Source organism: Streptomyces sp. NPDC090025, assembly GCF_044748125.1.
GTDB lineage: Bacteria > Actinomycetota > Actinomycetes > Streptomycetales > Streptomycetaceae > Streptomyces.
The window spans coordinates 73,341-94,544 of record NZ_JBIVFL010000007.1 but is presented as its reverse complement, the minus strand read 5'-3'; the positions used below and the strand labels follow the sequence as shown (position 1 = coordinate 94,544).

Sequence of the window (21,204 nt, the reverse complement as noted above, 5' to 3'; positions counted from 1 at the left end):
CCTCGGAAGGGTGCGGGGCAGCGGCGAGGAAATCGTCAGCGGGCGGCGCGGTTGACCGCCGAGACGACCGCCTTCAGGGACGCGCGAGTGGTGTTGGCGTCGATGCCGATGCCCCACAGGACCTTGCCGTCGATGGCGCACTCGATGTACGAGGCGGCCTGCGCGGAGGCGCCCTCGCTCATCGTGTGCTCCTGGTAGTCCAGCAGGCGGGCGTCCACGCCGATCGCCTGCAGCGCGGCGAAGAAGGCGGAGATCGGGCCGTTGCCGGAGCCGGTCAGGACGGTGTCGACGCCGTCGACGACCGCCTCGACCTTCAGGGTGTCGGTGCCGTCGGTGTCCGAGGTGGACTGGCCCGAGCGCAGCTGGATGCGGCCCCAGGCGTTGTCCGGGTTCGGCAGGTACTCGTCCTGGAAGACCGACCAGATGGCCTTCGGGGTGACCTCGCCGCCCTCGGCGTCGGTCTTCGCCTGGATGATCCGGGAGAACTCGATCTGCATCCGGCGCGGCAGGTCCAGCTTGTGGTCGTTCTTCAGGACGTACGCGATGCCGCCCTTGCCGGACTGCGAGTTGACCCGGATGACCGCCTCGTACGAGCGGCCGACGTCCTTCGGGTCGATCGGCAGGTAGGGCACCGCCCACTCGATCTCGTCGACCGTCTTGCCCTGGGCGGCGGCGTCCGCCTCCATGGCGTCGAAGCCCTTCTTGATGGCGTCCTGGTGGGAGCCGGAGAAGGCGGTGTAGACCAGGTCGCCCGCGTAGGGGTGGCGCGGGTGGACCTCCATCTGGTTGCAGTACTCGCTGGTCCGGCGGATCTCGTCGATCTGCGAGAAGTCGATCTGCGGGTCGACGCCCTGGCTGAACAGGTTCATGCCCAGGGTGACCAGGTCGACGTTGCCGGTCCGCTCGCCCTGCCCGAACAGGCAGCCCTCGATGCGGTCGGCGCCGGCCATGATCGCCAGCTCGGCGGCGGCGACGGCGGTGCCGCGGTCGTTGTGCGGGTGCACCGACAGGCACACGTACGCGCGCCGGGTCAGGTTGCGGGACATCCACTCGAAGCGGTCCGCGTGCGTGGACGGCGTCGAACGCTCCACGGTGGCGGGCAGGTTGAGAATGATCTCGCGGCCCTCGGACGGCTGCCAGACGTCACAGACGGCCTCGCAGACCTCCAGGGCGAAGTCCAGCTCGGTGTCGGTGAAGATCTCGGGGCTGTACTGGTAGCCGAAGGTGGTCTCCGGGCCCAGCAGCTTCTCCGCGTACTCCATCACCAGCCGGGTGCCGTCGACCGCGATCTGCTTGATGTCGTCCTTCGAGCCGCGGAAGACGACCCGGCGGAAGGTCGGGGCGGTCGCGTTGTAGAGGTGGACGGTGGCGCGCTTGGCGCCGACCAGCGACTCCACGGTCCGCTCGATCAGGTCCTCGCGGGCCTGGGTCAGCACGGAGATGGTGACGTCGTCCGGGATCGCGCCCTCTTCGATGATCGAGCGGACGAAGGCGAAGTCGGTCTCGCCGGAGGACGGGAAGCCGACCTCGATCTCCTTGTAGCCCAGGCGTACCAGCAGGTCGAACATCTCGCGCTTGCGAGCCGGGCTCATCGGGTCGATCAGCGCCTGGTTGCCGTCGCGCAGGTCGGTGGAGAGCCAGCGGGGCGCCTTGGTGATGCGGCGCTCGGGCCAGGTGCGGTCGGGGATCTCGACGGCCTCGTACTGCCCGTACTTGTGGACCGGCATCCCGGACGGCTGCTGGAGGTGCGTCGCGGTGGTGACGGGTGTCGGGCGGTTGACGAAGGGTGACTGGGACATGCGTAGGGCTCCTCGGGTCCTCAGGGGGGACGGCCGACTGTCGAACGCAACACCGAAACCCGCGGGGAGGGGGTCGGCCTACGACTACAGGCCCTCGCCGCGGCAGCTAAGGAGAAGCAGCCCGAAACGCATGATGTGCGTCACTGTAGCCGAGGCCCGGCGGAGGCGGACGTCCCGTTTCAGTATGCGGGACGGCCCACCCGTCAAGTCCGAAAGGTGACCCATCACTCCATTTCGCCAATCCTGGTCGCCGCTCGTGACACCGGCACCACGCAGTGCCACATTGCAGGGATGACTCCCCACACGTCACCGCGCCGTCCGCGTCCCGTTCACGGCGGCATCGTCCCCGTCCACTGCGCGATCGTCCCGCCGCACATCCTGAAGCGGCTCGCCGAGTCCGACAACCCGGCCTTCGCGGCGGCCGCCGCGCGCACCATCGCCGTCGACCAGGAGCTGCGCACCGCCAGGGCCGCCGCTCCGGGCGCGGAAGCCGGTCCTGACTCCCCCGCGCCGGGCAAGCCGCACCGCACGGTGTACGACGCGCGGCACGGCACCGAGCTGCCCGGCGTGCGGGTGCGCGAGGAGGGCGGGGCGGCGATCGACGACAACACGGCGAACCGGGCCTACGCGGGGCTCGGCGCCACCTTCGACTTCTTCCTGAAGGCGTACGGCCGGGACTCGATCGACGGCGCCGGGATGCCGCTGCTCGCCAGCGTCCACTTCGACGAGAAGTACGACAACGCCTTCTGGAACGGCGAGCAGATGGTGTTCGGCGACGGGGACGGCGAGCTGTTCCTCGACTTCACGCTGCCGGTCGACGTGATCGGCCACGAGCTGGCCCACGGCGTCACCCAGCACACCGCGAACCTCGCCTACTTCGGTCAGTCCGGCGCGCTCAACGAGTCCGTCTCCGACGTCTTCGGCTCGCTGGTGAAGCAGTACGCGCTCGGCCAGACCGCCGACCAGGCCGACTGGCTGATCGGCGCGGGGCTGCTCGGCCCGGCCGTGGACCGGGCGGTGGCGCTGCGCTCCATGAAGGAGCCGGGCACGGCGTACGACGACGACGTCCTCGGCAAGGACCCGCAGCCCGCGACGATGGACGACTACGTCCGTACGAGCTCCGACAACGGCGGCGTGCACATCAACTCGGGCATCCCCAACCACGCCTTCTACCTGCTCGCGACCGAGCTGGGCGGGAACGCGTGGGAGCGGGCCGGGCAGATCTGGTACGACGTGCTGACGGCCGGGACGCTGTCGGAGGAGGCCCGGTTCACCGAGTTCGCGACGGCCACGGCGACCGCCGCCCGGGCCCGCTACGGCGACGCCGCCGAGCTCGCCGCCGTCCTCAAGGCGTGGTCGCTCGTCGGCGTGCGGGCTTCCTGAGATGCGTATCCGGGTGCGGCGCACCGGCGGCTTCGCGGGCCTTGCGCGGTCGGCGGAGGTCGACACGACGGGCCGCGAGGACGCCGGCGAGTGGCACGCCCTGGCGGGCGACGTGCTCGCGGGCCCGGCGGCTCCGGCGGGCCGGGGGGTGCCCGACGGCTTCTCGTACGAGATCACCGTCGACGACCGTACGGTCCACTGCTGCGACCCGGACCTGACGGACGCGCAGCGGGCGCTGGTGACGCGGCTCCTCAAGGAGGGCGCGTAGCGCGGGGCCCCGGCCCGGCCGGGCACGGGCCGACGACCGGTGATCCCCTACGCTGACGAGGCTTCGAACGCTTCGAGCAGGGGGTGGGGATCCGCATGACGACAGGCTCGGCCGAGACCGCACGACCCCGGCCCCGGCCCCGGCCCCGGCAACGGGCGGGCCGCCGGGCGCTCGCGCTGTCGGTCCTGATCGGTGTGCCGCTCGCTCTCGTCGGGGGCGTCGCCTCGTGCGTCGCCTCCGACACGGGCAATCTGCCGGGCGACGGGATGGAACGCGTCTGGGACGCCCCGGCCGACCGGGCCGCCGCCGCCTACGGCAACGCGGCCTGGACCGTCGGTGACACCGTCGTCCGCAGCCGCTTCGACGCCGTCACCGCCTTCGACGCCAGGACGGGCGAGCGTCGCTGGGAGTACGCGGTGCCCGGGCGGGCCGAGATCTGCGCCACCGGCTCCGAGGTCGCCGACGGCGTCGCGCTGATCGGTCTCATGGCGGGCGGCGGCACCGGCAGGAGCGGTGCCGGGAGCGGCAAGGGCTGCGCCACCGTCGCGGCGATCGATCTGAAGGACGGCCGCGAGCTGTGGCGGACCGAGCGCCGGGCCGGTGCCACCGACCCGAAGGACGAGGTCGACGTGCTCGCCGCCGGGGCGGGTCTGGCCGTGCTCCGCGACGATCCGGCGGAGGACGGCACGGACGGAGGCACGGGCGAAGGCACGGGCGAAGGCACGGGCGAAGGCACGATCGGAGCCGCGGGCGAAGGCACGGGGGTGCGCGCCTTCGATCTGCGCACCGGCGCGCCGCGCTGGCGGGCCGCCGTGCCGAAGGGCTGCCACCCCCGTGGGGTCGCCGTCACGCGGGAGCGGGTGCTCGCCGCCCTCGCCTGCCCGGACGAGGCGAAACTGGCAGCCTTCCGCCCGGCCGACGGCTCGGCCCGATGGGTCGTCCCGCTCGGTGCCCGGCGGCCCGTCGCCGCGAACGCGAGCCTGTCCTTCGTCTCCGCCGAGCCGACCGTGCTCGACGTCGGCGAGCCCGTGGGGCAGGGCGTGAACGGCTATCTGGTCTTCGGCGCGGACGGCCGGGTCCGGGCCGAGATCGACCGCATCAGTGCCCGTCCGCCGGTCGTCGCCGACGGGAAGCTGTTCACCGGTTCCGTGGGCGTCACCGCGTTCGACCTGGCGAACGGGAAGCGGGTGTGGGCCTCGGAGTCCTTCGGCCCATGGCGGGAGATCACCGGCCTGCACGCGGGCGGTGGGCGGGTGTCCGCCGTCACCACGTCCCGGAAGGGGCTCGACGAGCTGTACGTCTATGACGCGGCCACCGGTGAGCGGGTCGACGAGCGCACCTTCGACAGCGAGACCGGCGGCGACAACGACGGGCTGACGGGCCTGTTCCGGTTCGACGGCCTGTTCGTCGCCGCCCGGTGGGGCGACGGCACACCGAGCCCCTTCACCGCCTACCGGACCTGGTGAGCCGAGCCCGGTGAGCCGGGCACCGGCCGCCGGGGCTCAGAAGCCGAGCTTGCGGAGCTGCTTGGGGTCCCGCTGCCAGTCCTTCGCGACCTTCACGTGGAGGTCGAGGAAGACCGGGGTCCCGAGCAGCGCCTCGATGTGCTTGCGGGACTTCATCCCGACCTCCTTCAGGCGCTTGCCCTTGGGGCCGATGATGATGCCCTTCTGGCTGGGCCGCTCGATGTACACGTTGGCGTGGATGTCGAGCAGCGGCCGGTCCGCCGGGCGGTTCTCGCGCGGCAGCATCTCCTCCACGACGACCGCGATGGAGTGCGGCAGCTCGTCCCGTACGCCTTCCAGGGCGGCCTCGCGGATCAGCTCGGCGACCATGACCATCTCGGGCTCGTCGGTGAGGTCGCCCTCCGGGTAGAGCGGCGGGGACTCCGGGAGCAGCGGGATGAGCAGGTCGGCGACGAGCTGGACCTGCTTGTTGCCGACGGCGGAGACCGGCACGATCTGCGCCCATTCGATGCCCAGCTCCTTGCCGAGCTGGTCGATGGCGATCAGCTGCTCGGCGAGGGCCTTGGAGTCGACCAGGTCGGTCTTGGTGACGATGGCGACCTTGGGGGTCTTGCGGACCTCGGCGAGCTCCTTGGCGATGAAGCGGTCGCCGGGGCCGAGCTTCTGGTCGGCGGGCAGGCAGAAGCCGATCACGTCGACCTCGGCCCAGGTGGTGCGGACGACGTCGTTGAGGCGCTCGCCGAGCAGGGTGCGCGGCTTGTGGAGCCCGGGGGTGTCGACCAGGATCAGCTGCGCGTCCGGGCGGTGCACGATGCCGCGGACGGTGTGCCGGGTGGTCTGCGGCCGGTTGGAGGTGATCGCCACCTTCTGTCCGACGAGAGCGTTCGTGAGGGTGGACTTGCCCGCGTTGGGGCGCCCGACGAAGCAGGCGAATCCCGCCCGGTGGGGGGCGGTGTTCTCATCGGTGGCAGAAGTGCGAACGCTCATGGGGGCCATTGTCCCCGATGAGCGCCCGCCTCACGTACTCAGTGTCCGCCTTCGGCACTGCGGCGTCTGCGGACGCGCAGTCCGAGCAGCCCCGCGACGCCCCCGAGGACGACCACGAGCAGGGGCAGCCAGGGCAGTGCGACGAACGAGACCCCGGCCGATTCGCGGACGTCCTTGGCGCTGACGGTGAGCGTCACCTTGCCCCAGTCGAGCTGCGGAGAACCGTTCCAGCGGGCGGTCAGCCGGATCTTCTGCCGGGGCAGCAGCTCCGACGGCAGCCGGTCCAGGTCGCGGCTGAGCAGGGTGCGGCCGAACAGCCCCTCGGCCTTGAGGGCGACCCGGGGGTCGAGGGCGACGTTGCCCCGGTTGTAGAGGGTGTAGGAGACGACGGCGGTGCTGGATCCGGCTCCGGGGACGAGGGGCCGGTCCTGGCTGAGGGTGACGTCCTCGACGGAGAGCGCCGGGACGGTGGGGCCGCCGACCCGCAGGTAGACGCGGGCGCCGACGGCGCGCTGCACGCCGAGGGCCACGTCACCGGCCGCGCCCTTGGCGATCCGCTCGTCGAGGGCGACGACGGCGCCGGGGTGGTCGCCGGGCTCGGCGTCGTCGGGGACGGTGAGGGTGTACGGGACGGTGACGGCGGACCGGGGCGGCACGGTCACCTTGTCCTGGGCGGGCTTGATCCAGGCTCCGGCGCCGGTCTGCTTCTCCTGCCGGGTGCGGACGGCGAAGCCGCCGTCGCGTTCGGTGTTGTAGGCGTCGGCGCCGTAGAGCAGGAAGGTCAGCGGGGCGGCGGTCTTGTTGGTGACGGTGACCTTGTCGGTGACGGTCGTGCCGGGATCGGCCGAGAGGTAGAAGTACGGGCGGCTGCCGAGCCGTGAGGCGGCCGGGTAGACGGCCCACTCGCCGTTCTCGGCCGCGGAGACGGGGGGAGCCCCCTGGACGCCGAGCAGCAGCACGGCGGCCAGGAGGCCAAGGGTGAACCGGATGGTTCGGATGGTTCGGGTGGATCGGGTGGATCGGGTGGATCGCAGTCGCAGGAGGACGTACGGCTTGCGCGGCACGGGTGCGGACCCCTTTGGCTCGGTTCTCTTGCGCGTGGTCAGGACACGGTCAGGACAGCGTCAGCGTGAGCACACCCGCGTACGAGCCGGGCGCGCTGAACGCCGGGACGTCCAGCGAGAGACCCGCGTCGACGGTGAACTCACCACCGGTGACGGTGCCGTTGGAGGTCGACGCGAGGGTCGCGCCGGTGCCGCCGACGGTCCCGGCCGTGCCGGGGACGCAGGTGCTCGGGCTGCCGGCCTTGGTGGTGCAGGCCGGGGTCCAGCTGAACTTCCCGGCGCCGATGGACGCGCCCGCCGGGCCGGTGAAGTCGGTGACCTTGCCGGTCAGGGACCAGCCCGCGGGGCCGCCGCGGAAGTCCTTGACGGTCACCGTCTGGAGCGCGCCGGTGGCCGCCCCGCCCTGGCCGAAGTCGACCGCCGAGAGCTGCACGGCGTCACCGGCCTGGGTCATCGACAGTTCGCCCGCCTTGACCGAGGCCGAGATCTTCTGGCTGTTCGGCGGTGTCGGGGTGTCGTCGATGACCTGGTACGCGACGGGTCCCGCGCCCTTCTCCGGGTCCCAGGCCGCGCCCTCGTACGCCACGATCCCGGAGGTCGCCTTGTCGTTGACCTTCAGGCGCGCGGCGAAGCCGCCCTCGCTGTCCGTGGTGACCGTCATCTTGTCGGCGGTCTCGGCGGCACCGGCCCGGCCGACGACGGTGACCTCGGTGAGCGGGGTGAACTTGCTGCCCGAGACGGTGACCCGGACGCCGGGGGCGCCGGACGCGTTGTCGAGCTGGAGGGACCGCTCGTTGGCGCCGGGCTGGGCCGCCGCGGTGACCGTCTCGGAGACGGGCGCGGGCGGGTTGGTCACGGTGCAGGGGGTGTCCAGCTCCATGATGTAGCTGGTGTGGATGTTGTAGTCACCGGGCGAGAGGTTGATCGCACCGGGTGACGTGACCGTGAAGGTGCCCTTCATGGAGAAGGCCGGGAAGGAGCCCTTGCCGGGGACCGGCGGGTTCTTCTTCTCGCCGGTGACGGTGACCGAGCCGGTCTGGGCGCCGGTGAGGGCGACCTTGCCGCTGGGGGTCATGATGTCGGCCGGGAGGGCGAGGTCCACCGGGTTGGACGCGGCGGGCTTGGTGACCGTGTAGGTGACCGTGACCGTCTCGCCGACCTTGGGCGCGGTCTTGTCGACCGTGATCTGGGCCGTGGTGGTGCCGTCGATGGGCGGGATCCCGGCGATCGGCGGCGGAATGCAGTGGGTCTGGAACTCCACGGCCTGGGAGGCGGTGGAGAGCGCTCCGGCCGGGGCGGCGAACGCCCCGCCCACGGTGAGCGCGAGCGCGGTGGCGCCGAGGCCGGCGGTCCAGCGGCGCCGTCTTCGGGCCGCCGCGCGGCTGCGTGCGAGTGCCATGTGGGCCCCCTCCTGAGGGATGAGAGGGCGCCATTGACGGGCGCGGGCGATGAGAAGTCAATGGAATCGAAATCCATCGACTGATGACCCATCAGATACTGTCAAGATCAGTAGATGTCGGTATTTGCCCAGCTCACGACAGCGACCGGCACCGCCAGTGGCGATGCCGGTCGGCCGTGCGGGAGGGTGCGGATCAGCTGAACACGAAGGGGCCGGGGGACTGCGAGGTGAGCGCGTCGCAGTTCACCGTGACACCGAAGATCACCATCTTGAGCGCGGTGCCCGCGAAGTACGAGTTGAGGCTGTCGCCGGAGGCGACGGTGCCGCTCAGCGGGCCCATGGTGACGGACTGGTTGGCGGCGAGCGCCGGGTTCTTCTTGCCGCTGAACACCCGGGTGCCGCCGCCCGCCTTGGCCAGGGTCAAGGTGGAGTTGATCTGGTCGGCGCCGACCGCGATCGGGGTCTTCACCGCGGAGGTGATGGTGATCGTGGCGGCGGTGCCGCTCTGGGTGGCGGTGAGCGTGGCGCCGCCACCACCCCAGGAACCACAGTCGTACGTCGCCGTCGCCGTGCCCGGCGAGACGGCGGCGGCCCCCGGCGCGAAGGCGAGCCCGGCGGCGGCGAGCGCTCCGGACAGCACCGCGACGATCCCTAAGCTGCTTCTGCTTCTCATGAGGTCGTACCCCTTCCGATTCCGATGCAGAACGCAGGGGTGCGGACGCTGCGTCAAGCGGACTCCGCGAGAACGGCGGAGATCTGACGGTCCGTCGGACCGGTCGCTGCTTATTGATGCGCATTCTTCACAAGAGCACAAGTGCCGTGCCCAGGGTCCTCGCACGGGGGTACGGGAAGGGCCCGGCGCGCGTCTCACGCACCGGGCCCGGTGTCTCATCCGCCCGGGGATGGCCGGATCACTCGATCCCGGCCCCCGCCCCGGCCGCTCCTTCGCGGTGTGGCGCCGTCGTCCGACCGCTCAGCCCGCGGTGACCGCGGAGCGCAGCCGCCCGTCGGTGCCCGCGAGCAGCACCGGGGTCTCGGGGCCGCCCAGGTCCCGTACCGCCGCGCGGTCCGCGTCCGACGCGGCCTCGGCGGTGGAGACCACGGCGGCGGCCTCCAGGGACTGGGCGCCGCTGGCCACGGCCATGGCGACCGCGGTCTGCAGCGCGCTGAGCTTGAGCGACTCCAGGGCCACGGTCCCGGCGACATAGGTCCGGCCGGTCTCGTCGCGCACCGCCGCGCCCTCCGGCACCCCGTTGCGGGCGCGGGCGCTGCGGGCCAGCGTGATGATCTTGAGGTCCTCGGCGCCGAGGTCGTCGTGCTCGCGGTTGAGTGTCATGATCCGAGGATAGGCCGGGGTCCGGTCGGGCCCGGGCCGGGCCGGGGCGGGGTCCGGTCAGCCCTGGGCGGCGGCCTTCGCCAGCTTGTCGCCCGCGAGCTTCGCGAACGCGTCGAAGTCGCCCTTCGCCTTGGCGCTGTCGGCGAGGTGCAGGACCCGGATCAGACCGCTGCCCTGGCGGGCGACGAGGACGGTCGGCTCGACCGTGACGCCGGGCGCGACGGCCAGCTTCAGCCGGACCGCGATGGCCTCCTCGGCGGTCTTCGGGGCGGTCAGCTTCTCGACGCCGGTCTTCATCGAGGTGCCGTCCTGGTCGGCGGTGAAGCTGGTGCAGGAGTCGAGCGCGGCGGACAGCTTCTCGGTGAAGGCGGTGGCGTCGGCGGCGGAGCCGAAGGTCTGGATGGACTCGCTGAGTTCGGACGCGTTGTTGCCGAGTGCGAAGTCGGCGGACGGTCCCGTCGTGGCCCCGGGGATCTTCGCGCTGAGCGCCTCGGCGAGCGGCCGGCACTCCGCCTTGTCGGCCTTGACCGCGAACTCGGCGGAGGCGTGGGCGCTGCCCTTCCAGCCGGACGGCAGGTCCTTCAGCTCGAGCAGGGCACCCTTCATCTGGGCGGCCGTCAGCGGCCCGGTGGCCTCGGGCGCGGCGCTGGTGGTCGGCGCGGCCGACGGCGTCCCGGCCGCGGTCGTGCCCGCCGGGGCCTTCGGCTTGGTGTCGTCCTTGGCCCCGTCGGAGCCGCCGCAGGCGGCGGTCAGCGCGAGGGCGGGGACGGCGAGGGCCGCGGCGAGGCCGCGGGTGATGCGAGTGCGCATGGTGAAGTGCCTCTGGGAGATGGGGACATCGAACAGGACACCCGTACGAACGCGCGAGCGAACGACCGGGCCGCCGGAGGATATCCGGCGCGAGTGACAGCCAAGATCTCCGGAGCGGCGGACGGTCAGCCCGCCACCGGGTACATCGCCCCGCGCCGCGCCTCCGGCGTGACCAGCCATTCCAGCTTCGCCGCCGTGTCCGCCTCCGCCAGCGGCGTGTGCATCACGATGACCAGGTCGGGGCGGGCGGGGACGCGCAGTTGGGTGGCCTCGACGACCAGCGTCCCGGCCAGCGGGTGCTCCATCTCCTTGCGGTTCTGGCCGCCCGGCAGGATGTCCCGGCGCTCCCACAGCTCGGCGAACTCCTCGCTGGCCTCCCGCGCCTCCTCGACGACCGCCCGGAAGCCCTCGTCGTCGGGGCGCTCCGAGCAGGCGGACCGGAACTGGGCGACCACCTTCGGCGCCAGCTCCTCCCAACTGGTCATCCGGGAGCGGTAGAGCTCGTCGGTGAAGAAGGAGATCAGGCAGTTCTGGACGGTCTCGGGGCGCATCCCGAACACCAGCGCCGCCGCGTCGTTGTAGAGCACCGTGTTCCAGTACACGTCCATGATGTGCGCGGGGAACGGCATCCACGCGTCGATCAGCCGCCGCAGCCCGTCGCACATGTCGCGGGCCTTCGGGTCGGTCTCCGGCGCGGGCGGGTTGAGCCCCGCCAGGGCGTACAGATGGCGCCGCTCGGCCGGGCTGAGCCGCAGCACCCGCGCCACCGAGTCGAGGACCTGCGGCGACACGGTGATGTCGCGGCCCTGCTCCAGCCACTGGTACCAGGAGGCCCCGACCCCCGCGAGCACGGCGACCTCCTCGCGCCGCAGGCCCGGGGTGCGGCGCCGGGCGCCGCCGTCCGGGAGGCCCGCCTCGGCCGGGCTGACCCGGGCCCGGCGGCTCATCAGGAACTCGCGGAGCTCGGCCAGTCGGTGGCTCTTGGCGTCGGTGCTCTCAAGCGCGGTGGCCACGTGCTTCCTCCCCCTGGATGCCTGGTGGTACGACCAACAGGATAAGTTCCCGCTCCCCACGGTTGTTCCCGGGCCAGCAGAGTCGTGGCCATGGCAACCGTGTCCTCCCAGGCCGCACCCCCGGCCGCCCCGCAGAACTCCCCGTCCCCCGCTCCCGCGCCTTCTCCCGCTCCGGCTCCGGCTCCGCCCGCGCTCACCGGCCGGGCCCGGCTGATCCTGATCGTGCTGTGCGCCGCCCAGTTCATGGTGGCGCTCGACTTCTCCGTCCTGAACGTGGCGCTGCCGGTGCTCGGCGCCGACCTCGGCCTCAGCCCGGCCGCCCTGCAGTGGGCGGTCACCGCCTTCGCCCTGCCGTCCGGCGGCTTCCTGCTGCTCGCCGGCCGGATCGGCGACCTGTACGGACGCAAGAAGCTGTTCCTGACCGGCCTCGCGCTGTTCGGCGCGGCCTCGCTGCTCGCCACCCTCGCCTGGGACCCGGCCTCCTTCCTCACCGGGCGCGCCCTGCAGGGCCTGGGCGCGGCGATGATCGTGCCGACCGGCATGTCGCTGCTGACCACGACCTTCCCCGAGGGCCCGCAGCGCGACCGGGCGCTCGGCATCTCCGGCACGCTGCTGTCGCTGGGCTTCACGGTCGGCATGGTCCTCGGCGGGGTCATGACCGACGCCCTGGGCTGGCGTTCCACGATGGCGCTGCTCACCCTGTTCAGCGTGATCGTGCTGCCGCTGGCGCCGGGTCTGCTGCCGGAGTCCCGCACTCCGGAGCGCCCGAAGCTGGACGTGCCGGGCGCGGTGACCGTCACCGGCGGTCTGCTCTCGCTGATCTACGCCCTGTCGACGGCGGCCGAGCGCGGTTTCGGCGGCGCGGACGTCCTGGTGACGCTGGTCGCGGGGGTGGCCCTGCTGACCGCGTTCGTGATCGTGGAGTCCCGCAGCGCCGCGCCGCTGGTGTCGCTGCCGATGCTGAAGCGGCGCACGGTCGCCTTCGGCAACCTGGGCGGTCTCGTCACCTTCTCCATGATGTCGACGGTCGTGTTCGTCCTGACCCTGTACCTGCAGGAGACGCTGGGCCTGTCGGGCTTCCTCACCGGTCTGGTCTTCGGTGTCCAGGGCGTCCTGTCGGTGCTCGCCGGTTCGTTCGCCCCGAAGGTGATCGGCCGCTTCGGCGCCCGCCGCACCCTGGTGGTCTCACTGTTCGGGCAGGGGCTGCTCACGGCGGCGATCCTGGGCATCGGCGCCACCTCGGGCGCGATCATCGCCGCCGTCTTCGTCTCGCTGGCCTCGATGTGCCACCTGGGCGCGATCATCGCGTACGGCGTGACCGTCACCTCCGGTGTGCCGGACGAGGAGCAGGGTCTGGCCACCGGTCTGGTGACCACCACCCAGCAGGTCGGCATCACCATCGGCATCCCGCTGCTCGGGGTGCTCGCGACGACGGGCGGGAGCCTGTACGGGGGTGTCCGCACGGTCCTCGCCCTCGACGCGGCGATCCTGCTGGGCGCGGGCGTCGTGGTGGCCCTGGGGCTGCGCCGCAGGTGACCCGGGGCGGCCGGTGGCTCAGGGCCGCCGGCGCCCCAGGGGTGGCGGCGCCCTCAGGGCCGGTCGAGGCGGAGCCGTACCGCCTTCGGCAGACCCGCCACGACGAGGTCGTACGAGTCCTCGACGAGCTCCCGGACCATCCGGTCCGGGAGCTCTCCCACGACCACCGTGTTCCAGTGCCGCTTGTTCATGTGATAGCCGGGGGTGATCGCGGGATGCTCCTCGCGCAGCCGTACGGCGTCATCGGGGTCGCACTTGAGATTGATCCGCAGCGGCCGGGCGTCCAGCCAGGACAGCGCGAACACCTTCCCCGCCACCTTGAAGACCGAGACCTCGGGACCGAACGGGAACTCCTCGCTCGCGTCGTTGAAGTCCAGGCAGAACGCGCGCAGCTGCTCGGGCGTCATCTTTCGGCACGCTCCCCGGGGGTGTCGTCCGGTCCGTCGGTCTTCGTCAGGGGCTCGACGAGCACGGTGACGATCTTGTTGCGGCGGCCGGCCGTGGACTCGGCGGTGAGCCGCAGGGTCCGGCCGTCCGGCAGTTCGACGACGGCCTTGGCCCCGGCGATCGGCACCCGGCCGAGGGCCTTGGCGAGCAGCCCGCCGACGGTCTCCACGTCCTCGTCGTCGTACTCGTCGGGGCCGAAGCCGTAGAGCTCGCCGAGGTCGCCGATGTCGAGCCGGGCGGTGACCCGGTAGCGGTCCTCGCCGAGCGTCACGACGGGCGGCAGCTCCCGGTCGTACTCGTCGGTGATCTCGCCGACGATCTCCTCCAGGATGTCCTCGATGGTGACGATCCCGGCCGTGCCGCCGTACTCGTCGATGACGACGGCGACGTGGTTGCGCTCCTGCTGCATCTCGCGCAGCAGGTCACCGGCGTTCTTCGTGTCGGGCACGAAGGCCGCCGGGCGCATCGCGGTGGACACCAGGTCGGCCTCGGCGTCCCGGTTGATGTGGGTCTTGCGGACCAGGTCCTTCAGATACACGATGCCGACGATGTCGTCCTCGTTCTCCCCGGTCACCGGGATGCGCGAGAAGCCGGAGCGCAGCGCGAGGGTGAGGGCCTGACGGACGGTCTTGTAGCGCTCGATGCAGATCAGGTCGGTGCGCGGCACCATGACCTCGCGCACCAGGGTGTCGCCGAGCTCGAAGACGGAGTGCACCATGCGGCGCTCGTCGTCCTCGATCAGGGACTCCTGCTCGGCGAGGTCGACCATCGCGCGCAGCTCGGCCTCGGAGGCGAACGGGCCCTTGCGGAAGCCCTTGCCGGGGGTGAGCGCGTTGCCGATGAGGATGAGCAGCTGCGGGATGGGGCCCATGATCCGGGCCAGCGGCAGCAGCACGTACGCGGCGGCGGTCGCCGTGTTCAGCGGGTGCTGGCGGCCGATGGTGCGCGGCGAGACGCCTACGGCGACGTACGACACGAGCACCATGACGGCGATGGCGACGAGCAGCGCCTCCCAGGTCTCCGGGAAGGCTTCGAGGCAGGCGTAGGTGACGAGGACCCCGGCCGCCATCTCGCAGGCGACGCGCACGAGGAGCGCCACGTTGAGATAGCGGGTGGGGTCGGCGGCGACCTGGGCCAGCTTCTCGGCGCCGCGCCGCCCGGAGCGGACGGCCTCGGCGGCGCGGAAGCTGGAGACGCGGGCGATGCCGGCCTCGGCGCAGGCGGCGAGCCAGGCGACGACGACCAGGGCGACCGCGCCGAGGATCAGTTGTGCGTTCATGACGGCGACCGGCCGGGGCGGGTCAGGAGACGGTCGGCGCCGGGGACGGGCCGGTGAGGCCCTTCTCCGCGCGCCAGCCGTCCACGATGGCGGCCTGCAGGCCGAACATCTCGGCCTTCTCGTCCGGCTCCTCGTGGTCGTAGCCGAGGAGGTGCAGCACTCCGTGGACGGTGAGGAGCTGGAGCTCCTCGTCCATGGAGTGCTGCGTCGGGGCCTCGTCGCCCTGCCTCTTGGCGACCTCGGGGCAGAGCACGATGTCGCCGAGGAGCCCCTGCGGCGGCTCCTCGTCGTCCTTCGCCGGCGGACGCAGCTCGTCCATCGGGAAGGACATGACGTCCGTCGGGCCCGGCAGGTCCATCCACTGGATGTGGAGCTGCTCCATGGCGTCGGCGTCGATGACGATCACCGAGAGCTCGGAGAGCGGGTGGATGCGCATCCGCGCGAGCGCGTAGCGGGCGATGTCGAGGATCGCCTGCTCGTCGACCTCGGTTCCGGACTCGTTGTTGACGTCGATCGACATGTGCTGCTGCTTCTACTTCCGTTTGCGGCCGGTGCGCTGCTGCTCGTCGGCGCGGGCGTTGGCGCTGTCGTACTTCTCGTACGCGTCGACGATACGGCCGACGAGCTTGTGCCGTACGACATCGTGGGACGTGAGCCGCGAGAAGTGCACGTCGTCGACCCCCTCCAGGATGTCCTGGACCTGGCGCAGACCGCTCTTCGTCCCGTTCGGCAGGTCGACCTGGGTGACGTCACCGGTGATGACGATCTTCGAGTCGAAGCCGAGGCGGGTGAGGAACATCTTCATCTGCTCGGGGCTCGTGTTCTGCGCCTCGTCGAGGATGATGAAGGCGTCGTTGAGCGTGCGTCCGCGCATGTACGCCAGCGGCGCGACCTCGATCGTCCCACTGGCCATCAGCTTGGGGATGGAGTCGGGGTCGAGCATGTCGTGCAGGGCGTCGTAGAGCGGGCGCAGGTAGGGGTCGATCTTCTCGTAGAGCGTGCCGGGCAGGAAGCCGAGCCGCTCACCGGCCTCGACCGCGGGCCGGGTCAGGATGATCCGGGTGACCTGCTTGGACTGCAGGGCCTGGACCGCCTTGGCCATGGCCAGATAGGTCTTTCCGGTGCCGGCGGGGCCGATGCCGAAGACGATCGTGTGCTTGTCGATGGCGTCGACATAGCGCTTCTGGTTGAGGGTCTTGGGGCGGATCGTGCGACCGCGGCTGGAGAGGATGTTCTGCGTGAGCACCTCGGCGGGGGTCTCGCCCTCGCCGTCCTCCGCGTTGCCGTTCTCGCTCGCCCTGAGCATGGCGATCGAGCGTTCCACTGCGTCCTCCGTCATCGGCTGACCGGTGCGGAGCACCAGCATCATCTCGTCGAACAGGCGCTGGATCAGCGCGACTTCCGCCGCTTCGCCGACCGCGCTGACCTGGTTGCCCCGGACGTGGATGTCCGCGTCGGGGAAGGACCGCTCGATCACGCGCAGCAGTGCGTCACCGGAACCGAGAACGGTCACCATCGGGTGCTTGGCGGGGACGGTGAAGTGGGCGCGGGCCTGTCCCGGCGCCCCGTCGCGGGGCGCTCCATCGCGGGCTGTGGGTGTCTGAGTCATGGGCCGGCACTGGGCCTGCACATACCTCCCGTTGCGGGGTTCTCGCTGCTCGACAACCTCTCGGCTTCCAAGCCTACGACTCGACCCCGACAACGCTGAATGCTTTTTGGCGGGCGGTACGGGAGGGCGTCCCGGGGGCGGGCGTCAGGGCGTCGGGGCGGGCCGGAAGCCGATGGTGGGGACGGCCCGGCGGGGCGGCCAGGGGCGGGCCGGTACGGGCAGCAGCCGCTCCAGGAAGGCATAGCGGGCACGCAGGGCGGCCGGGTCCTGGCACTCGTGCCCCTGGACGTGCTGCCACCAGGCGGCGATCTCGCCCCAGGTCGGCGCGGACAGCGAACCGCCGAACTCCTGTACGGAGAGGGCGGCGGTCAGTCCGGCGAACGCGAGCCGGTCGGCGAGCGGCCAGTCGGCGAGGGTGCCGGTGACGAATCCGGCGACGAAGACGTCACCGGCGCCGGTCGGGTCGAGCGCGGAGACCTGGATGGCGGGGACCTCGGCGGTCTCGCCGGTGGCGCCGTCGACGGCGTAGGCGCCCTCGGAACCGAGGGTGACGACGGCGTAGCGGACCTTGTCGGCGAGCGCCCGGGCGGCGGCCCTGGGGCATTCGGTACGGGTGTAGCGCATGGCCTCGGCGGCGTTCGGCAGGAACGCCTCGCAGTGCTCCAGGTCGGTGAGCCCGGCGAGGTCCCAGCGGCCGGTGTCGTCCCAGCCGACGTCGGCGAACACCTTGGCGCCCGACCTGGCGGCCCGGGCGACCCATTCCTCGCCGTGGCCCGGCACCAGGGAGGCGACGGCGGCGCGGGCGTGCGGCGGGTAGGCGGGCGGGGCCGCGTCCTCGGCCTCGGCGGGCGGGGCGGCGTGGCCGTGCGAGACCATCGTGCGCTCGCCCTCGTAGGCCATCGAGACGGTGACCGGGGAGTGCCAGCCGGCGACGGTCCTGGACAGCGAGAGGTCGATGCCCTCGCCCTGTTCGAGGGCGTCCCAGCAGTACTCGCCGTAGTGGTCGTCACCGAAGGCGGCGGCCAGCGAGGTGCGCAGGCCGAGCCGGGCGAGCGCGGTGGCCATGTTGGCGACGCCGCCGGGGCTCGAACCCATGCCCCGGGCCCAGGACTCGGTGCCGCGCACGGGAGCGCTGTCGAGCCCGGTGAAGATGATGTCGAGGAAGACGGTGCCGGTGAGGAACACGTCGCACTCGGGGTCGGTGGGCTCGCGCAGCCGCAGCAGGGGGTCGACGACGTCGTCGCGTTCGGTCACGGCAGCTCCCCGGTCGTGGTGCGGTGGTGCGGGTGGTGCGCGGTGCGTGGGTGCACGAGTGGTGCGGTGCGGACAGTGTGCCCGAAGGGGCGGACAGCGGCCGGTGAGACGCGACGAGTTCGCCTCGGGTACCCAGCAGATCCAACCGCAAACCACTTCCAGACTAATAGTGACCCAGATCACAGGGCGAATCGGGGGATAGCGCCTTCTCCGCCCCGTCCGTCGCTTGATACACATGGTGCCGCGACCCCGTGGTTCATCGGGCGCCCATCTCATTTCCCTGTTCAGTCCCTGGAACGCCCATGTCGCCGCGCCCTTCGCGTGCCCTGGGGGCACTCGTCTCCCTGGTCGCCCTCTTCACGGCCGGATACCTCGCCCCGTACCTGCTGCCGACCGTCGTCGGGCGGCTCTCCGCCGGCCTCGGCCTCGGTCCGGCCCAGGCCGGTCTGGTCGGCTCGATCCTGCTGCTCGGCTCGGCGTCGGCGGGCTTCGCGCTCGCCGCCCGGGTGGACCGGATCGGCCCGCGCCGGGCGGCCCGGCTCGGCCTCCTCCTGATGCTCCTCGGCTACGGCACCGCCGCGGCGTCCGACACCGTCCCGCTGGTCGTGGCGGGCGCGATCGTCGGCGGCTTCGGCTCCGGTACGGCCACGGCGGTCGCCGCCGCGGGCATCGCGGGCCGCCCCGACCCGCACCGGGCCGCGTCGCTCGGCCTGCTGTCCGTGTCGGCGGCGGCGGGCGCCCTGTACCTGACCCTGCCGCACCTGGGCGGCGGCCACGCGCTGCCGTTCGCGGCGATCGCGGGCGCGGCGGTGCTCGTGGCGCCGCTGACGGCTTGGCTGCCGGACGCTTCCGCGATCCGCGACCTCACCGTCGCCCCCGCGGCCACGCCCGCCCCCTCCCCGCTCCCCCACGCGCGCCCCGGCGCGGTCCTGGCCGGGACCCTGTTCCTCTGGTCGATGGCGCAGAACGCGCTGTGGGGCGTCAGCGGGCGCATCGGCCTCACCCAGGCGGGGCTGACCGAGGTGGCCCTCGGGCTGGTCTTCGCCGTCGCGCTCGGCGCGGGCCTGGTCGGCGTGATCGGCGCGGGGGCGCTGGGCGCGCGGCTGGGGCGCGCGGTGCCGATCGGGGTGGGCACGGTGCTCATCGCGGGGTGCGTGCTGCTGAGTTCGGCGGCGGAGGACGCGACGGCGTTCGCGACCGGTGAGATCGCCTGGAACGCGGTGTACCCCGTCGTGCTCTCCTACCTGCTGGGCCTGGCCGCCTCGCTCGACCCGCGCGGCCGGTGGGCCGTCCTGGTCGGCTCGGCGTCCTCCCTCGGCGTGGCCTGCGGCCCGCTCACCGGCAGTCTCCTCTCCGAGGCGGTCGGCTACCCCGGCATGGGCGTCACCCTCTGCGCCCTCCTGTTGCTGGTCGCCGCCCCGATGACGGCCGTCGCCCGCCACACCTCCGGCCGCCCCCTGGTCCCCGGCACCACCCGCCGCCGCGGCGGCGCCCCGACGGCCCTCCTGGCCTCCACCACAGCCCCACTCCTCAGCCCGATCCCGGACCTGGGCGCCCCGGAACAGCCGATCGCCCCGGTGACGCTGGGGCGGGCGGCGCGCCTGCGGATGACGAGGTCGTCGTTCCGGCTGGCGCGGGGTGGGGGGCGGCAGTAGGGGGTGCGGGGCGAGTGGTGGGTGCGGGTGGGGGGGCGGGGCGCGCCTGCGGCGGGCCCTTTCCCCACCCCGCCCCTTCCCGAAACTGGGGGCAAGCCCCCAGACCCCGGGGCGGGGCGCCCCTGGCGGGCGCCCGAGGGCCCGAAGGGCCAGGGCCCGAAGGGCCAGGGCCCGGCCGGGAGCCGGAGGCCGGGGCCCAGGCGCTTGGCGGGTGCCCGCTCAAGCCCACCCGCGGGGGAGGCGCAGCCCCCGGCACGGTGCGGGCCCCGAATACGAGGGCCCGGGCGACGCACCCGGCCCGGAGGCCGGGGGCCAGGCGGGCACCCTCGCAAGCCCCACGGCCGGGGCGCAGCCCCGCCGCCCGGGGCCCGGGGCAGAGCCCCGGTTTCGGGAAGGGGCGGGGTGGGGGAAGGCCCGCCGCAGGCGCACCCCGCACCCACCACCCGCACCCCTCAAAGACCGGCCCCAACCCCCCTCACCGCCGCGGCAACCCCACCCGCGCCAAATCCGACGCCACCGTCAGCTCCCCCTCGAACCCCGCCCCCCGCGCCTGCCGCGCGAACTCCTCCGGGTCCCCGTACCGCTGCGAGAAGTGCGTCAGCACCAGGTGGCGGACGCCGGCCTCCCGGGCCACCCCGGCCGCCTGGCCCGCCGTCAGGTGGCCGTGGTCGACGGCGAGCTGGACGTCCTCGTCGAGGAAGGTGGACTCGATGACGAGCATGTCGGCGCCCTCGGCGAGCCCGTACACGCCGTCGCACAGCCGGGTGTCCATGACGAAGGCGAACCGCTGCCCCCGCCGCACCTCGCTCACGTCCTCCAGGCGGACGTCGCCGACGGCGCCCTCCCGCTGGAGGCGGCCCACGTCGGGGCCGGTGACGCCGCGCGCGGCGAGGAGTTCGGGGAGCATGCGGCGGCCGTCGGGTTCGACCAGGCGGTAGCCGAAGGACTCGACGGGGTGGGAGAGGCGCCGGGCCTCCAGGGTGTAGCTGGGGTCGACGGCGAGCGGGCCGTCGGCGGCGACCGGGGCCTCGGTCAGCTGGACGGTCTCGCGGTAGGCGGTGGCGTACCGCAGGCGGTCGAAGAAGCGCTGGCCGCTCGCCGGGTAGTGCGCGGTGACCGGGTGCGGGACCTGGTCGAGGTTGATCCGCTGGATCACCCCGGCCAGGCCCAGCGAGTGGTCCCCGTGGAAGTGCGTGACGCAGATGCGGTTGAGGTCGTGCGCGGCGACGCCGGCGCGGAGCATCTGGCGCTGGGTGCCCTCGCCCGGGTCGAAGAGGATGCCCTGGCCGTCCCAGCGCAGCAGGTAGCCGTTGTGGTTGCGGTGCCGGGTCGGGACCTGGCTGGCCGTGCCGAGGACGACCAGTTCGCGTACGGACAAGGGGAACAACTCCGTTCAGGTGCCGACCGGGCTCCGCCCCTGGGCGGGGACCCGGCCCGGACCGGCTAGCCGGGCGGCCAGTTGAGGCCGCGCCCGCCCAGGACGTGCGCGTGCGCGTGGAAGACGGTCTGACCGGCGCCCGCGCCGGTGTTGAGGACGATCCGGTAGCCGCTCTCGTCGACGCCCTCCGCCGCCGCGACCTCCCCGGCCTCGCGCAGCACGTCCGCCGCGGCGGCCGGGTCACCGGCGGCCAGCGAGGCGGCGTCCGGGAAGTGCGCCCGCGGGATGACGAGGACGTGGGTGGGCGCCTGCGGGTTGATGTCGCGGAAGGCGACCGTCGTCGCCGTCTCGCGCACGATCGTCGCCGGGACCTCACCCTTCACGATCTTGCAGAACAGGCAGTCGTCCTGCGGCTCTCCGGCCATGGTCCGGGCCTCCTCGCCAACGTCGGTGTCCGATCGGGATGATCAGTACAGCCGCATGCTATCCGCCCCCGCCGACAACGCCGTTGCGCCCGGGTT

At 72.6% G+C, this 21,204-nt stretch carries 20 protein-coding genes; 5 read left to right on the top strand and 15 right to left on the bottom strand.

All coding sequences use genetic code 11. The annotated features are described in order from the left end of the window. Positions 1 to 35: 35 nt before the first annotated feature. Positions 36 to 1,799 (bottom strand): 2-isopropylmalate synthase, encoded by a 1,764-nt coding sequence (gene leuA / locus ACIPXM_RS18315; protein ID WP_401656388.1) that lies wholly within the window; start codon positions 1,797 to 1,799, stop codon positions 36 to 38. A 291-nt stretch (positions 1,800 to 2,090) separates the two neighbouring features. Between leuA and ACIPXM_RS18310 the strand changes: the two genes are divergently transcribed. From ACIPXM_RS18310 to ACIPXM_RS18300, 3 genes are all read left to right on the top strand, one after another. Then, positions 2,091 to 3,182 (top strand): M4 family metallopeptidase, encoded by a 1,092-nt coding sequence (locus ACIPXM_RS18310; protein ID WP_401656386.1) that lies wholly within the window; start codon positions 2,091 to 2,093, stop codon positions 3,180 to 3,182. Between the two features lies 1 nt (position 3,183). Then, positions 3,184 to 3,450, top strand: coding sequence for a protealysin inhibitor emfourin (locus tag ACIPXM_RS18305; RefSeq protein ID WP_401656384.1), 267 nt, complete (start codon positions 3,184 to 3,186; stop codon positions 3,448 to 3,450). 95 nt (positions 3,451 to 3,545) lie between these two features. Then, a complete protein-coding gene (locus ACIPXM_RS18300) occupies positions 3,546 to 4,916 on the top strand; it encodes a PQQ-binding-like beta-propeller repeat protein (protein ID WP_401656381.1) in 1,371 nt (456 codons plus the stop codon). Positions 4,917 to 4,952: 36 nt separating this feature from the next. On the opposite strand, the gene era is transcribed toward ACIPXM_RS18300, so the two are convergent. From era to ACIPXM_RS18265, 7 genes are all read right to left on the bottom strand, one after another. After that, the gene (gene era / locus ACIPXM_RS18295) at positions 4,953 to 5,912 is read right to left on the bottom strand and encodes a GTPase Era (protein ID WP_401656379.1); all 960 of its coding nucleotides are present in this window, start codon (positions 5,910 to 5,912) and stop codon (positions 4,953 to 4,955) included. A 29-nt stretch (positions 5,913 to 5,941) separates the two neighbouring features. Next, positions 5,942 to 6,901 (bottom strand): WxL protein peptidoglycan domain-containing protein, encoded by a 960-nt coding sequence (locus ACIPXM_RS18290; RefSeq protein WP_401656914.1) that lies wholly within the window; start codon positions 6,899 to 6,901, stop codon positions 5,942 to 5,944. A 115-nt stretch (positions 6,902 to 7,016) separates the two neighbouring features. Then, positions 7,017 to 8,366, bottom strand: a complete 1,350-nt coding sequence (locus tag ACIPXM_RS18285) for a beta-xylosidase (RefSeq protein WP_401656377.1) — start codon at positions 8,364 to 8,366, stop codon at positions 7,017 to 7,019. 193 nt (positions 8,367 to 8,559) lie between these two features. After that, the gene (locus tag ACIPXM_RS18280; RefSeq protein ID WP_401656375.1) at positions 8,560 to 9,039 is read right to left on the bottom strand and encodes a hypothetical protein; all 480 of its coding nucleotides are present in this window, start codon (positions 9,037 to 9,039) and stop codon (positions 8,560 to 8,562) included. Positions 9,040 to 9,339: 300 nt separating this feature from the next. After that, positions 9,340 to 9,702, bottom strand: a complete 363-nt coding sequence (locus ACIPXM_RS18275; RefSeq protein ID WP_401656373.1) for a cytidine deaminase — start codon at positions 9,700 to 9,702, stop codon at positions 9,340 to 9,342. Between the two features lie 57 nt (positions 9,703 to 9,759). Continuing rightward, positions 9,760 to 10,512: a hypothetical protein gene (locus ACIPXM_RS18270; RefSeq protein ID WP_401656371.1), complete on the bottom strand. Its 753-nt coding sequence runs from the start codon at positions 10,510 to 10,512 to the stop codon at positions 9,760 to 9,762. Positions 10,513 to 10,637: 125 nt separating this feature from the next. Beyond that, entirely contained in the window at positions 10,638 to 11,525 is an 888-nt protein-coding gene (locus tag ACIPXM_RS18265) for a helix-turn-helix transcriptional regulator (RefSeq protein ID WP_401656369.1), read from the bottom strand. A 90-nt stretch (positions 11,526 to 11,615) separates the two neighbouring features. Between ACIPXM_RS18265 and ACIPXM_RS18260 the strand changes: the two genes are divergently transcribed. Beyond that, positions 11,616 to 13,061, top strand: a complete 1,446-nt coding sequence (locus ACIPXM_RS18260) for an MFS transporter (RefSeq protein ID WP_401656367.1) — start codon at positions 11,616 to 11,618, stop codon at positions 13,059 to 13,061. Between the two features lie 53 nt (positions 13,062 to 13,114). Here ACIPXM_RS18260 and ACIPXM_RS18255 read toward each other — a convergent pair whose 3' ends face one another. The 5 genes from ACIPXM_RS18255 to ACIPXM_RS18235 form a co-directional block, all read right to left on the bottom strand. Continuing rightward, entirely contained in the window at positions 13,115 to 13,468 is a 354-nt protein-coding gene (locus ACIPXM_RS18255; RefSeq protein WP_401656365.1) for an MmcQ/YjbR family DNA-binding protein, read from the bottom strand. After that, positions 13,465 to 14,787 carry a hemolysin family protein gene (locus tag ACIPXM_RS18250; protein WP_401656363.1) on the bottom strand — a complete coding sequence of 441 codons (1,323 nt, stop codon included), beginning with the start codon at positions 14,785 to 14,787 and terminating at the stop codon, positions 13,465 to 13,467. Before ACIPXM_RS18250 ends, ACIPXM_RS18255 begins: the two co-directional genes overlap by 4 nt. Positions 14,788 to 14,809: 22 nt before the next feature. After that, positions 14,810 to 15,307 (bottom strand): rRNA maturation RNase YbeY, encoded by a 498-nt coding sequence (gene ybeY / locus ACIPXM_RS18245; protein WP_401656361.1) that lies wholly within the window; start codon positions 15,305 to 15,307, stop codon positions 14,810 to 14,812. A gap of 12 nt (positions 15,308 to 15,319) precedes the next feature. Continuing rightward, positions 15,320 to 16,396 carry a PhoH family protein gene (locus ACIPXM_RS18240; protein ID WP_401656359.1) on the bottom strand — a complete coding sequence of 359 codons (1,077 nt, stop codon included), beginning with the start codon at positions 16,394 to 16,396 and terminating at the stop codon, positions 15,320 to 15,322. A 144-nt stretch (positions 16,397 to 16,540) separates the two neighbouring features. After that, positions 16,541 to 17,650: a carbohydrate kinase family protein gene (locus tag ACIPXM_RS18235; protein ID WP_401656357.1), complete on the bottom strand. Its 1,110-nt coding sequence runs from the start codon at positions 17,648 to 17,650 to the stop codon at positions 16,541 to 16,543. A 302-nt stretch (positions 17,651 to 17,952) separates the two neighbouring features. Between ACIPXM_RS18235 and ACIPXM_RS18230 the strand changes: the two genes are divergently transcribed. Further along, positions 17,953 to 19,305 carry an MFS transporter gene (locus ACIPXM_RS18230; RefSeq protein ID WP_401656355.1) on the top strand — a complete coding sequence of 451 codons (1,353 nt, stop codon included), beginning with the start codon at positions 17,953 to 17,955 and terminating at the stop codon, positions 19,303 to 19,305. A 475-nt stretch (positions 19,306 to 19,780) separates the two neighbouring features. Here the strand turns inward: ACIPXM_RS18230 and ACIPXM_RS18225 are convergent, their stop codons facing one another. Beyond that, positions 19,781 to 20,683, bottom strand: coding sequence for a ribonuclease Z (locus tag ACIPXM_RS18225; protein WP_401656353.1), 903 nt, complete (start codon positions 20,681 to 20,683; stop codon positions 19,781 to 19,783). A 65-nt stretch (positions 20,684 to 20,748) separates the two neighbouring features. Further along, on the bottom strand, positions 20,749 to 21,108 hold the full coding sequence (locus ACIPXM_RS18220; RefSeq protein ID WP_401656351.1) for a histidine triad nucleotide-binding protein: 360 nt from the start codon (positions 21,106 to 21,108) through the stop codon (positions 20,749 to 20,751). Between the last annotated feature and the right edge of the window lie 96 nt (positions 21,109 to 21,204).